We start from the raw sequence: 11,447 nt of genomic DNA, 5'->3' as shown, positions 1-11,447 counted from the left end.
GGCGCCTACAACCCCAAGAATCGACCCGCGCCGAGCAGCGTGGCCACGCCCAGCAGGGCGAACACCGCGGCGGCGATGCCATGGACCAAGCGCACCGGGATGCGGCCGGCGATGCGCTCGCCGAGCAGCACGGCCGGCACGTTGGCGATCATCATGCCGGCGGTCGTGCCGGCCACCACGGCGAGCAGGGCGCCGTCAAAGCGCGCAGCGAGCGCCACGGTGGCGATCTGCGTCTTGTCGCCCATCTCGGCGAGGAAGAACGCGACGACGGTCGTGCCCAGCACACCGAGGCCCAGGCGGCCGCCGCCTTCGCTCTCTTCATCGATCTTGTCGGGGATGAGGGTCCACAGCGCCATGGCGATGAAGCCGAGGCCGAGGCCCCAGCGCAGGATCTCGGGGCTCAGGAGGCTGGTGATCCAGTGGCCCAGCGCGCCGGCGCCCGCATGGTTGACGACGGTCGCGAGCAGGATGCCGAGGCAGATGGTGCCGGCACGGCCCTTGAAACGGGCGGCGAGCAGGAAGGCGAGCAGCTGGGTCTTGTCGCCGATTTCGGCCAAGGCCACGAGGCCGGTGGAGACGAGGAAGGCTTCCATCAGAGTGTTCTCTTTGCAGCGGCCGGCAGATGTGTGAACCGATTGACCACGCACAGGCCGGCCGCTGAAAGCAGGACTGCGATGGTCAAAGGTCTTGCCAGGTGCAGGTGTGTGGACTGCCAGCGCCATGAGCCTTGCGGGCTCAAGTGTGTTGACGCGGGCCTGCGCTTGTCGCGCAGCGGCTACTCCCCAATGACGGATTGCATTCTATCGGCTGCTGCCAACACGCTGTCAGCAGGGCCGGCGCAGCATCCAGCCCTCACTTGTTTCCACCCACGGAGGAGAAGACGATGAATGCACTGAACTGGTTCGAGATCCCGGTGTCCGACATGGACCGCGCTCAGGCCTTCTATGAGGCCCTGCTGGCCCAGCCGCTGCGGCGCGAGGCCATGGGGCCCTATGACATGGCCGTGTTCCCCTATGCGCAGGAGAGCGGTGTCGGCGGTGCGCTGATCCGCGGCGGCAATGCTTCGGCGCCATCGACCGAGGGCAGCCTGGTCTACCTGAATCTGGTCGGTGAAACCCCGCTCGCCACGGTGATGGAGCGCGCGGTAGAGGCCGGTGCCCGCGTGCTGCTGGATCGCATGGAGCTGCCCGACGGCATCGGGGTGATCGCCCATTTGCAGGACACTGAAGGCAATCGCGTCGGCCTGCACGCGATGGCCTGAACCGGAGGGATCCCCATGCAGCTCGCCTACACCATCGTCTATGTGGCCGACGTGGCCGCCTCGCTCGATTTCTTCGAGCGGGCCTTCGGCTTCGAGCGCCGCTTCCTGCACGAGTCGGGCGGCTATGGCGAGCTGGCTACCGGGGGCACCACCCTGTCGTTCGCTCAGCATGAGGTGGCGCGCGGCAACCTGGGCCACGACTATGTGGCGGCCGACCGCAGCGCGCAGCCCCTCGGCATGGAGCTGGGCCTGGCCTGCGCTGATGTGCCAGCCGCCTACCAGCGCGCGCTGGCGGCCGGTGGCTTCGGCCTGGCGGCACCCGTCAGCAAGCCCTGGGGTCAGGTCGTGGCCTATGTGCGCTGCCCCGACGGCACGCTGGTGGAGCTCTGCACGCCGATGAGCTGAAGCGGGCGCACTGGGCCGGACCGCCAGCACGCGGGTCTGGGGCACGATACTGCGGCTCCTGGACAAGCATGGGTGAATGAATCGGCGATGGGAACTGTTTGCGTGGCCTTGTTCCGAGGCATCAATGTGGGCAAGGCCAAGCGCATTGCCATGGCCGACCTACGCGAGTTGCTGCTGGAGATGGGCTATCAGAACGTCAGCACGCTGCTGAACAGCGGCAACGCGATTTTCGAAGTCAAGGGCCGAGCCAAGCATGCGGAGCGCATACGCACGGCTGTGCGCGAGCATCTGGGTGTGGACGCGCAGGTGATCGTCAAGACCCGGGCCGAGATCGCGGCGGCGGTGGCCGAGTTGCCGTTGCCCGAGCAGGCTGCCGCCGATCCTTCGCGCCTGCTGGTCGCGTTCTGTGAAGGCGCTGCCGGCCTGGTAGCGCTTCAGCCGCTGGCTGCCCAGGCCGTCGGCGAGGAGCGCTTCTGCGTTGGCGCTTCAGCCGCCTACCTGTGGTGCGCCAACGGCATTCTCGAGAGCCGCCTGCCGGAGTCCTTGCTCAAGATGACGGGCAATACCGGCACCACACGTAACTGGGCCACGCTCTTGAAGATCCATCAGACCTTGTCGGCCTGAGCAGGAGCAGCTGTCTCGGCATAGACCCGCGCATAGCGCTGGAAGCTCCAGTAGGCCCAGGCCCAGTCCATCAGCACCACGAGGCGGTTGCGGAAACCGATCAGGAAGTAGATGTGGACGAAGAGCCAGAACAGCCAGGCGAAATAGCCGCTGAACTGCCAGCGGCCCACGTCGGCCACGGCCGCCTTGCGACCTATGGTGGCGAGCGCGCCGTAGTCCAGGTAGCGGAACGGGGGCGGCGGCGCCGAGCCGGCCAGCCGCGCCAGGATGCTCTGCGCTGCGTGGCGCCCCATCTGCTTGGCGCCCGGGCTCACGCCGGGCACGGGCTTGGTTGAGCCGTCCTTCTCATGGCTTTGCGCGGCCGCCAGGTCACCGATGACGAAGACCTCAGCATGGTCTGGAATATTGAGCGAGCCGTCCACGATCACGCGGCCCGCGCGGTCCAGCGGCACCTCCAGCGCGCGGCCCAGCGGCGAGGCCGCCACGCCGGCCGCCCAGACCACGGTGCGCGCGGCGATGCGGCGGCGCTCGCCGGCCTGCTCGATCTCCACGCCCTTGGCATCGATGGCCACCACGCGCGCGCCGGTCTGCACCTGCACACCGAGGCCCTGCAACTGCTGGCGCGCTTTCTCCGAGAGCTCGGGCTTGAAGGCCTGCAGCACGCGCTCCGAGCCTTCGAGCAGCATCACCTGGGCCTGGGCGGGGTCGATGCGGCGGAACTCGTTGCGCAAGGTGTGGCGGGCGATCTCGGCCAGCGTGCCGGCCATCTCCACGCCGGTGGGGCCGGCGCCGATGACGATGAAATTCAAGAGCGCGGCGCGCTCGGCCTCGTCATTGCTCAGCTCGGCCTGCTCGAAGGCCGATAGCAGCTTGGCCCGCAGCTGGAAGGCATCGGCCAGCGTCTTCAGCCCCGGCGCATGGGCGGCCCATTCGTCGCGGCCGAAGTAGCTGTGTGTGGCGCCGCTGGCGACGATCAGCGAGTCGTAGGCAATGCGCTGGCCATCGGCCAGCACGACCTGGCGCTGGGCCTTGGCGATGCTGCTCGCCTCGGCCATCAGCACCGTCACATTGCGCTGCTTGCGCAGCATGTGGCGTATCGGCGCGGCGATTGAGGGTGCCGACAGCCCGGCCGTGGCCACCTGGTAAAGCAGCGGCTGGAACAGGTGGTGGTTGCTGCGGTCGATCAGCGTGATGCGCACGCCCGGTCGGTTCAGCGCGCGCGCCGCTTCCAGGCCGCCGAAGCCGCAACCGATGATGAGCACGTGGTGGAGTGTTGAATCGCTGGGGGCTTGCATGTGACGATTGTTGGCCAGCTTTGACCTCGATCAGAATGATCGCCATGCAAGAACGCTATGGCCTGATACCTGACCCACGACCATGAAAGTCCTCGGCAAAACCACCTCCATCAATGTGCGCAAGGTCCTGTGGACCAGCGTGGAGCTCGGCCTCGAGGTCGAGCTCGAAGCCTGGGGCAGCGGCTACCGGGATACCAACACACCCGAGTTCCTGGCCCTGAATCCGAACGCCATGGTGCCGGTGCTGCTGGATGGCGAACTGGTGTTGTGGGAGTCAAACACCATCTGCCGCTACCTGGCCGGCCGCCAGCAACGCAGCGACCTGCTGCCTACCGACCCGGCGGCGCGTGCCCGCGTCGAGCAGTGGATGGACTGGCAGGCCACCGAGCTGAACAACGCCTGGCGCTATGCCTTCATGAGCCTGGTGCGGCAGAGCCCGGCCCACCAGGAGCCGGCGGCGCTGCAGGCCGGCATCGCCGGCTGGCATCGCCACATGGCCATCCTCGAGGCCCAGCTCGCCAAGACCGGCGCCTATGCCGCCGGCGCGGATTTCACGCTGGCCGACGTGGTGCTGGGGCTCTCGGCACAGCGCTGGCTGATGGCGCCGATGGAAAGACCCGAACTGCCCGCCGTGGCGGCCTGGCTGCAGCGTTTGAATGAGCGGCCGGGCTTCAAGCTGCACGGCGCCAACGGCATGCCCTGATCGGGCTTCAGTCGGCGCGCCCCTCCAACAGCCGCTGCGCCAGGCGCGGGTCGGCGAGCTTGTCCAGCCACCAGCGCAAGGCCTGACCCTCGGTGCCCGCTTCACCCGGGCTGCGCCAGCCTATGTAGAGCACATTGGGCTCGCGGGCCTGGGCCACGCGCTTTGGCGTCAGCAAGCCGCTGTCGATCAGCGGCTGGACCCGCTGTGCTGGCAGCCAGCCCACACCCAGGCCATCGCGTTGGGCCAGGATCTTGGCCCGCATCGAAGGCACGGCCAGGCTGGGCTGGCCGCCGAGGATCCCGTAGCTGCGCTCACCCGTCTGCCGTGAGCTGTCGCCGACGACGATGGAGCGATGCTTCTGCACCGTCTCGGCTTGCAAGGGTTCCTTGGCCTTGGCCAAGGGATGGCGCGGCGAGACGGCAAAGATCCAGTCCATGCGGCCGAGTTCCCGCCAATGAAGGTGGGCGATGGAAGGCGGCTCGTTGGTGGCACCGATTACCAGGTCGGCCCGACCCTCGCGCAGTGCCTCCCAGGTGCCGCCCAGCACTTCATGCGCAAAGCGCAGGTGCACGCCGGAGTCGAGTGCGTCGAAGTCGCGTATCAGCGGCAACAGGGTCTCGAACTCGAAGATCTCGTCGGTGACGATGCTGAGCCGGTCTTCCCAGCCGCGCGCCACCTGCTTGACCCGCCGACCCAGGCGGTGAGCGTCCTGCTGGATGCGTTCGGCCTCCTGCGCCAGCAGGGCACCGGCCGGCGTCAACTGCAGGCGATAGCGGCGTCTATCGAACAAGAGGGCGTCGAGCCGCGTCTCCAGCTGGCGCGCCGCATGGGAGATCGTGGACGGTGCTTTTCCCAGCTGGGCCGCGGCGCGCGAGAGGCTGCCGGTCTGCTTGATGGCCTGCAGCAGCCGCAGCTCGTCATCCGACAACATGTTCGACCCCTTCGAACGTTGGCATCGACGGCATGGTACGGCAGCGAGGGCAGGAAATCCGACATTGGACTCACGGCAACAGCGCCGCTTCAAGCACCCAACGGAGTTCCAAATGACCCACACGACACGCACATCGGCCCAACGCTTCCTCAACAAGACGGTCCTGGTGACCGGCGGCAACAGCGGCATCGGCCTGGCCGCCGCTCAAGCCTTTGTCGATGAAGGCGCCCGCGTCTTCATCACCGGCCGTGACCCCATCGCCCTGGACAAAGCCGCCGAGCAGTTCGGCTCATCCGCCGTTGCGCTGCGCAATGACGCCGGCCAGCTGGACGACGCCCGCCGCCTGGCGGACACGCTGGCCGCGCAGGGCGTGCGCCTGGACGCCGTTTTCATCAACGCCGGTTCGGCCAAGTTCGCCAGCCTGAGCGACGCCACGAGCGATCTCTGGGACAGCATCTTCGACGTCAACGTGAAGGGCGCGTACTTCCAGATCCAGGCGCTGGCACCGCTGCTCAACAAGGGCGCCTCCCTCGTGCTGAACGGTTCGATCAATGCCCACATCGGCATGCCCAACAGCGCCATCTACGCGGCCAGCAAGGCCGCCCTGATTTCGCTGGCCAAGACGCTCTCGGCCGAGCTGCTGCCGCAGGGTGTGCGGGTCAACGTGGTCAGTCCCGGCCCGGTCGGCACGCCGCTGTACGGCAAGCTGGGCTTTGATGAAGCCACGCTGAGCACGGTGGCGGCGCAGATCCAGAGCCAGGTGCCGCTCGGCCGCTTCGGTACGCCCGAGGAAATCGCCTCGACGGTGCTGCACCTGTCGGCACCTGAGTCGGCCTTCATCGTCGGCACCGAAATCATTGTCGACGGCGGCATGAGCCAGCTCTGACATGAAGCGGCACCTGGGGGCGCGGCACAATGCGCCCCCATGCGCCGCGCCGACCGTTTGTTCCAGATTGTTCAGCTGATACGAGGCCGCCGCCTCACCACCGCCGACTTCCTGGCCGAGCGGCTGGAGGTCTCGGTGCGCACCGTCTACCGCGATGTGGCGGCCCTGCAGCAGCAGGGCGTGCCCATCGATGGCGAGGCCGGCGTGGGTTACCGGATGAAGGCCGGCTTCGACCTGCCGCCGCTGATGTTCAGCAAGGGCGAGGCCCAAGCCCTGGTGGCGGCCGTGCGGCTCTCGCAGCGCCAGCTCGATGAAGGCCTGGCCGGCGAGGCGGAAGAGGCGCTCGGCAAGATCCTGGCCGTGCTGAGCCCGGCGGCCCGGGCCGCGGCCGAGAGCCTGGCCGTCTATGCGCCGAATGCAGGCCTCGATGCCGCCACGCGTGAGCGCCTGGCGCGCCTGCGCGAGGCCACCGAGAGCCGGCAGAAGCTGGGCCTGTTGTACCGCGACCTGGGCGATGTCGACAGCCAGCGCACCGTGCGGCCGCTGGCCTGCTTCTTCTGGGGCCCGGTCTGGACCCTGGCGGCCTGGTGCGAGCTGCGCGAGGACTTCCGCAGCTTCCGCGTCGACCGCATCCGCAAGCTGGAGCTGCTGGACGAGCGCTTCCGCGACGAGCCAGGCAAGACCCTGGCCGACATGAACCGACTCCATCGCAACTGATCCAGATCAAGCCGCTGCCGCCCGGTTGGGCGCACAGTGCATCCATACATTCGTAATGGCTGATGGATGAAAGGGTCGCAGCATGTTCAAAACCAATGTGGGAAGCGTGGATCGTGTCTTGCGCATTGCCGTCGGGCTGGCCTTGATCGTGCTCGCCGCCACCGGTACGGTGGGCGCCTGGGGCTGGATTGGCGTGTTGTTGCTCGTGACCGGCATCGTGCGCGTCTGCCCGGCCTACCTGCCTTTCGGCTGGAGCACCTGCGGCACCAAGCACCGCTGAAGCTCAAGCTTGCGCCGGGCGGCCGCCCTTGCTCGTTGGATCGAGGGGCGAGCCGCAAATCGAACGATGGCCACCTCGCTGAGGATTCAGGCAAACTTCGCAGCACATCGTCATTCCGAGTGAGATGTCGCGCCGAAGCCAGCCATGCCCTCATCAGCCTCATTTTTCCCATCAACCTTCACACCGCTTGACGGAACGCCGCAGGACTGCCAGGACTGCGGCAACGGGGAACGTGTCGGCTTCCAGTTCGACTATGCGTTCCAGCCCATCGTCGACGTCGAGTCACGGAGCGTTTTCGCGCACGAGGCGCTGGTGCGCGGCCCGAATGGAGAAGGTGCGCTGTCGGTGCTGAGCCAGGTGAATGATGGCAATCGCTACCGCTTTGACCAGGCCTGTCGGGTCAAGGCGATCAAGGGGGCTCACCAACTGGGCATCCGCGAGCATCTGTCCATCAACTTCCTGCCCAACGCCATCTACAAGCCCGAAGTCTGCATCCGCACCACGCTCGCGGCAGCCCGCATGCATGGCTTTCCTCTCGATCGGATCATCTTCGAGGTGACCGAGGGCGAGAAGGTCAGCGATGGCGCCTGGCTGGCCTCCATCTTGCGCGAGTACAAGCGCTGCGGATTCAAGACCGCAATTGATGACTTCGGGGCCGGCTATGCGGGTCTGTCCTTGCTGTCCGATTTCCAGCCCGACATCATCAAGCTTGACATGGGCCTCGTCCGAAATGTCAATGCTGACCGGCCTCGACAAGCCATCGTCCGCAGCTTGGTCAGCCTCTGTCAGGACCTGGGCATTGCAGTCGTGGCCGAGGGCATCGAGACCGAAGCTGAGCGCGACTTTCTGCGCTCGGTGGGTATCCGGCTGATGCAGGGGTGGCTGTTCGCGCGCCCTGCCTTTCGCGCGGTGGCCGGGGTGGCGCCGGAGGCCTGGGGCCCGGCCCGGTAGCGTCCGTCAGACCTTGCCGGTGAAGATTCGCCCGAGCCAGCCGAGGTACCAGTCGAGGAGGCGCCGGCCCAGCGGCTTCATCGGCTCGGGGGGCGGTGGCGGCGCGACCGCATAGCGATCCCGCAGCGCGGCATTGAAGGCGGCAAAGAAATCGGCTGCCATCTTCTGCGCCGCCATGTCGACGAGGCGCGAGCCGATTTGCGCGATCTTGCCGCCCACGCTCGCCACCACGCTGTAGTGAAGCTGCGTCTCGGCCGGGCCCAGGGTTTCGAGCCAGACCTTGGCCTCGCCCTTGCCATGGCCGGCCGCGCCGCCCTGGCCTTCGAAGGCGATCTGGTAGCTGCTGGGCGGTTTCAGGTCCGTAAGCTTCAGCCGGCCCCTGAACTTGGCCTTCACTGGGCCGATGGAGACGGCCAGCACGGCCTCGTACTCCTGCTCGCCGACCAGGGTCAGCGACTCGCAGCCGGTGATGGAGCGCTTGAGCATCTCCACGTCGTTCAGCGCCTCCCAGGCCTGGGCCTGGGACACGGGCAGGTTTTCTTCGCCGGTCAATTGCATGTGGACAGTCGCTCGCAAAGTTCTTCTAGGCTGGACAGATTGTGGGCCTTCAGATGTGCCGTCACCTCGGGCAGCAAGGCCTTGATGCCGGCGGCGCGCGGCTCGAAGCCCTCGTAGCGCAGCAGCGGGTTGAGCCACAAGAGGCGCCGGCAGGACAGGCGCAGCCGCCGCGCCTCGAAGGCGAGGCGCTCGCATTGCGGGTCGTCCTCGGCACCTTGCTCCAGGCCGTCGGTGATCAGCAGCACGGTGGTCTCGCTGGAGAGCACGCGGCGGGCCCACCGCTTGTTGAACTCATGCAGGCAGGCGCTGATGCGCGTGCCACCCGACCAGTCCTCCACCCGACGCGAGATCGCCGCCACGGCAAGGTCCGGGTCGCGCTGCTTCAAGAGCCGCGTCACCGGCGTGAGCCGCGTGCCGAACACGAAGCTGTGCACGCGCGGCGCGTGGCGGCGTTCGGCGGGGTTGCTGAGGCCATGGGCCAGGTGCAGCAGCATGCGTGAGTAGCGGCTCATCGAGCCGGAGATGTCGGCCAGCACCAGCAGCGGCGCGATGCGCTCGCCGGGCCTCATGCGACGGGGCAGCAACCCGCCGCGAGGCTCGGCGCGCAGCGTGGCGCGCCAATCGATGCGGCCTTGTGCCGCGCGCTGGTGGCGGCGTGTCGGCCGGGTCTCGAAGAGGGGGCGCAGATGCTTCACCGTCTGCTTGGCCTGATTCCACTCGGCGGCCGTCATGGTCTCGAAGTCGCGCTGGCGAAGCACCTCGCGCTGGCTCCAGCTCAAGGCAGCATCGAGCTCGATGGGCTCGGGGGCCTCGTCGTTGTTGGACGCTGGCTGTTGCGGGAACAATGCATCGGCCAGGCGCCGATTCTCGGGCGGCGGCGGCATGCCGGCCTGGGCATGGGCCTGAGGCAGCAGCATGGCCATCACCCGGCCCAGCAGGTCGGGACCACGCCAGAAGATGTGAAACGCCTGCTCGAACAGCGCGCGGTGCTCGGCCCGGGCCACCAGGCAGGCCGCGAGCGTGGCCTTGAAGTCGCGGCGGGATTCGAGGCCTGCGACCTGCAAGGCTTGCAGCGCCAGCTGGATGCGGTCGCTGCCGACCGGCAGGCCGGCAGTGCGCAGCACGCGGGCGAAGTGGACGACGTTCTCTGCAAGACGGTCAGCCATGGAGCTGCATCCGCACCTGTTCCAGCAATCGCGCCGCCTCCGAGCCCTGCACCCGTGCGATGTCGTCCTGGTACTTGAGCAGCACGCCCAGGGTCTGCTGCACCGTCTCGGGGTCCAGCACCACGGCGTTCAGCTCGAGCAGGGCGCGCGACCACTCGATGGTCTCGGCCACGCCGGGCAGCTTGTAGAGATCGAGCAGCCGGAGGCCCTGGATGAAAGCCACGACCTGCCGGGCCAGCGCCTCGGGCGCACCCGGCACGCGCTGGCGCAGGATCGCGAGCTCGCGTGCCGCATCGGGAAAATCCACCCAGTGATAGAGGCAGCGGCGCTTGACCGCATCGTGAATCTCGCGTGTGCGGTTGCTGGTGATGATGACGATGGGCGGCTCGGCCGCCTTGATCGTGCCGAGTTCGGGAATGGTGATCTGGAACTCGCTCAGCACCTCGAGCAGAAAAGCCTCGAAGGGCTCGTCGGCGCGGTCCAGTTCATCGATCAGGAGCACCGGCGGACCGGGCTGTTCCAGCGCCTGCAACAGCGCGCGAGGTATCAGGAAGCGGCGGGAGAACAGGTCATCTGCCGAGAGCTTGCCGTCGGAGGTCTTGATCTCCAGCATCTGCCGCGCGTAGTTCCATTCGTAGGCGGCTGCGGCCATGTCCAGGCCCTCGAAGCATTGCAGCCGGATCAAGGGCCGGCCGAGCATGGCCGCCAGCGCCTTGGCGATCTCGGTCTTGCCGGTGCCAGGCTCACCCTCCAGGAACAGCGGCCGCTGCAGGCGCAGCGCCAGGAAGGCGGCGGTGGCCAACTCGCGCTGGGCCACATAGCCCTGCGCGAGCAGCTGCGCCGCCGTGTCGTCGATGCTTGCCGGCAAGCCGCTCATCCGGCCGCCGCGACGGCCCGCCCGGCCAGCACCGGGATCAGCGCGGCGCGGTACTCGGCCGAGCCATGCAGGTCGGTGTTGAGGCCGGCGGCGCTGATGCTCACCTGCTGCGCCGCCGCCGAGCTCCAGCTCTGGGCCAGGGCAGCCTCGAGCTTGGTGGCACGGAACACGCAGGGCCCGGCACCTGTCACGGCCACGCGCACGCCGGTGTCGGTGCGCGACACGAAGACGCCCACAATGGAGAAGCGCGAGGCCGGCTGCTTGAACTTCTGCCAGCCGGCCTTGTCCGGCACCGGGAAGCTGACCGAGGTGATGATCTCGCCCGGCTGCAGCGCGGTCTCGTAGAGGCCGGTAAAGAAGGCATCGGCCGCGATGCTGCGCCGGTCGGTGCTGATGGTGGCGCCGAGGCTCAACACGGCCGCCGGATAGCAGGCGGCGGGGTCGTTGTTGGCCAGGCTGCCGCCGAGCGTGCCGCGGTTGCGCACCTGGCGGTCGCCGATGTTGCCGGCCAGCTCGGCCAGGGCCGGGATGGCGCGCTGCACCTCGGGCGAGGCCGCCACTTCGGCATGTGTCGTCATCGCGCCGATGAGGATCTTGCCGGCCTCCAGGCGCACGCCGCGCAGCTCGGCCAGGCTGGACAGATCGACCAGCGACTCCGGCGCTGCGAGCCCGAGCTTGATCGCGCCGAGCAGGGACTGGCCGCCAGCAATGATCTTGGCGTCTGCGCCAGCGGCGGCGCGGGCCGCATCGGCCAGCGAGGCCGCTTGTTGGTAGGTGAAGCTCATCGCGTTCT

General features: G+C 67.9%; 15 protein-coding genes and 1 riboswitch. Of the genes, 8 read left to right on the top strand and 7 right to left on the bottom strand.

Annotated features, from left to right (window positions below):
- Positions 1-5: 5 nt before the first annotated feature.
- On the bottom strand, positions 6-593 hold the full coding sequence (locus tag J7U46_RS15650; RefSeq protein ID WP_282827443.1) for a TMEM165/GDT1 family protein: 588 nt from the start codon (positions 591-593) through the stop codon (positions 6-8).
- A 19-nt stretch (positions 594-612) separates the two neighbouring features.
- Positions 613-796: riboswitch (yybP-ykoY riboswitch) on the bottom strand.
- An 87-nt stretch (positions 797-883) separates the two neighbouring features.
- Between J7U46_RS15650 and J7U46_RS15645 the strand changes: the two genes are divergently transcribed.
- From J7U46_RS15645 to J7U46_RS15635, 3 genes are all read left to right on the top strand, one after another.
- Entirely contained in the window at positions 884-1,261 is a 378-nt protein-coding gene (locus tag J7U46_RS15645; RefSeq protein ID WP_282827441.1) for a VOC family protein, read from the top strand.
- A 15-nt stretch (positions 1,262-1,276) separates the two neighbouring features.
- Positions 1,277-1,666, top strand: coding sequence for a VOC family protein (locus J7U46_RS15640; protein ID WP_282827439.1), 390 nt, complete (start codon positions 1,277-1,279; stop codon positions 1,664-1,666).
- 87 nt (positions 1,667-1,753) lie between these two features.
- Positions 1,754-2,290, top strand: coding sequence for a DUF1697 domain-containing protein (locus J7U46_RS15635; protein ID WP_282827437.1), 537 nt, complete (start codon positions 1,754-1,756; stop codon positions 2,288-2,290).
- Here J7U46_RS15635 and J7U46_RS15630 read toward each other — a convergent pair.
- Entirely contained in the window at positions 2,272-3,585 is a 1,314-nt protein-coding gene (locus J7U46_RS15630) for an NAD(P)/FAD-dependent oxidoreductase (RefSeq protein WP_282827435.1), read from the bottom strand. The genes J7U46_RS15635 and J7U46_RS15630 overlap by 19 nt on opposite strands.
- 82 nt (positions 3,586-3,667) lie before the next feature.
- Here J7U46_RS15630 and J7U46_RS15625 point away from each other — a divergent pair, with 82 nt between their 5' ends.
- Positions 3,668-4,288: a glutathione S-transferase gene (locus J7U46_RS15625; RefSeq protein ID WP_282827433.1), complete on the top strand. Its 621-nt coding sequence runs from the start codon at positions 3,668-3,670 to the stop codon at positions 4,286-4,288.
- Positions 4,289-4,295: 7 nt separating this feature from the next.
- Here J7U46_RS15625 and J7U46_RS15620 read toward each other — a convergent pair whose 3' ends face one another.
- Positions 4,296-5,219: a LysR family transcriptional regulator gene (locus J7U46_RS15620; protein WP_282827431.1), complete on the bottom strand. Its 924-nt coding sequence runs from the start codon at positions 5,217-5,219 to the stop codon at positions 4,296-4,298.
- A 112-nt stretch (positions 5,220-5,331) separates the two neighbouring features.
- Between J7U46_RS15620 and J7U46_RS15615 the strand changes: the two genes are divergently transcribed.
- The 4 genes from J7U46_RS15615 (at position 5,332) to J7U46_RS15600 (ending at position 8,053) form a co-directional block, all read left to right on the top strand.
- Positions 5,332-6,105: an SDR family oxidoreductase gene (locus J7U46_RS15615; RefSeq protein WP_282827428.1), complete on the top strand. Its 774-nt coding sequence runs from the start codon at positions 5,332-5,334 to the stop codon at positions 6,103-6,105.
- Positions 6,106-6,144: 39 nt separating this feature from the next.
- On the top strand, positions 6,145-6,822 hold the full coding sequence (locus J7U46_RS15610; RefSeq protein ID WP_282827426.1) for a YafY family protein: 678 nt from the start codon (positions 6,145-6,147) through the stop codon (positions 6,820-6,822).
- A gap of 82 nt (positions 6,823-6,904) precedes the next feature.
- The gene (locus J7U46_RS15605) at positions 6,905-7,102 is read left to right on the top strand and encodes a DUF2892 domain-containing protein (protein WP_282827424.1); all 198 of its coding nucleotides are present in this window, start codon (positions 6,905-6,907) and stop codon (positions 7,100-7,102) included.
- Between the two features lie 144 nt (positions 7,103-7,246).
- Positions 7,247-8,053 carry an EAL domain-containing protein gene (locus tag J7U46_RS15600; protein ID WP_282827422.1) on the top strand — a complete coding sequence of 269 codons (807 nt, stop codon included), beginning with the start codon at positions 7,247-7,249 and terminating at the stop codon, positions 8,051-8,053.
- A gap of 6 nt (positions 8,054-8,059) precedes the next feature.
- Here J7U46_RS15600 and J7U46_RS15595 read toward each other — a convergent pair whose 3' ends face one another.
- Genes J7U46_RS15595 through J7U46_RS15580 form a run of 4 tightly spaced genes read right to left on the bottom strand, consistent with a single transcriptional unit; the run spans position 8,060 to position 11,439 of the window.
- Positions 8,060-8,611 carry a carbon monoxide dehydrogenase subunit G gene (locus J7U46_RS15595; RefSeq protein WP_282827420.1) on the bottom strand — a complete coding sequence of 184 codons (552 nt, stop codon included), beginning with the start codon at positions 8,609-8,611 and terminating at the stop codon, positions 8,060-8,062.
- Positions 8,602-9,777 (bottom strand): VWA domain-containing protein, encoded by a 1,176-nt coding sequence (locus J7U46_RS15590; RefSeq protein ID WP_282827418.1) that lies wholly within the window; start codon positions 9,775-9,777, stop codon positions 8,602-8,604. The genes J7U46_RS15595 and J7U46_RS15590 overlap by 10 nt, the downstream gene beginning before the upstream one ends.
- Positions 9,770-10,654, bottom strand: coding sequence for a MoxR family ATPase (locus tag J7U46_RS15585; protein ID WP_282827417.1), 885 nt, complete (start codon positions 10,652-10,654; stop codon positions 9,770-9,772). Before J7U46_RS15585 ends, J7U46_RS15590 begins: the two co-directional genes overlap by 8 nt.
- Complete coding sequence (locus J7U46_RS15580) at positions 10,651-11,439, bottom strand: xanthine dehydrogenase family protein subunit M (RefSeq protein ID WP_282827415.1); 789 nt, start codon at positions 11,437-11,439, stop codon at positions 10,651-10,653. The genes J7U46_RS15585 and J7U46_RS15580 overlap by 4 nt, the downstream gene beginning before the upstream one ends.
- Between the last annotated feature and the right edge of the window lie 8 nt (positions 11,440-11,447).

The organism is Pelomonas sp. V22, assembly GCF_030014915.1.
In the GTDB taxonomy this organism is placed as follows: Bacteria; Pseudomonadota; Gammaproteobacteria; order Burkholderiales; family Burkholderiaceae_C; genus JAUASW01.
This window is presented reverse-complemented; position numbering and strand designations above follow the sequence as displayed.